The sequence below is a fragment of the Vibrio neptunius genome (assembly GCF_000967495.1).
Classification (GTDB): domain Bacteria; phylum Pseudomonadota; class Gammaproteobacteria; order Enterobacterales; family Vibrionaceae; genus Vibrio; species Vibrio neptunius.
Map to the genome: position 1 here is coordinate 1 of NZ_JXXU01000122.1, position 748 is coordinate 748.

The window sequence follows — 748 nt, forward strand, 5'->3', positions numbered from 1 at the left end:
CCTATTATACTTTCCATAATGGACTCCTTTCATCGAGGTTTTGTGTCATGGGAAAGGTATTTTTACACGTGATTGTTCTCCTTTTTTCTTTCCAAGTGATGGCTTCAACGACATCATGGAAAGAGTTAATCTGGATAACCGAAGAATACCCACCCTGGACCTATTCCGACAATGGCGTGGCCAGTGGTATATACGTTGAGCTCCTAGAAGCTATTTGGGAAAAAAAGAACGTCGAACGGACTCGACATGAGATACAAGTACTGCCTTGGGCGCGAGGGTTCAAACATTTACAGACGGTTCCCGGCACTGTGCTGTTCTCAATGTCTAGAACACCGGCAAGAGAGCAGTTGGGATTCTTATGGGTTGGCCCTGTGCTGAGTGAAAACCGCATTGCATTAATCGCAAAGAAGGGGCGTTTCGATAACTTAACCACGATGGAAGCCATTAACGCAACGTTTGATTCTGATACCATTGGCGTCGTCAACAAAGACAGTGGTGAGAACTTTTTCTTAGAAAACGGCGGAGCAGATGTGTTACTGCACAAGGTTCATTCGGGGGAGCAATTAGTCAGAATGCTTCAATACGACCGAGTTGACGCGATTAGTTATGCGATGTTTTCAACTCACCATTACTTAGAAAAACTTGGCGAGTCCTTTTCTGATTACGAAGTTCTGTTATACCTAAGCCCAGTTGGGAATGGAGGCTACTTTGCTTTGCACAAAGATACTGACCCACGCCTGGCTGCAAG

1 protein-coding gene is annotated in these 748 nt (G+C 45.2%); it reads left to right on the plus strand.

Annotated elements, in window-relative coordinates; genetic code table 11:
• Nucleotides 1-47: 47 nt before the first annotated feature.
• The coding region (locus TW84_RS23290) for a substrate-binding periplasmic protein (protein WP_052707964.1) at nt 48-748 on the plus strand (701 nt) is incomplete at its 3' end.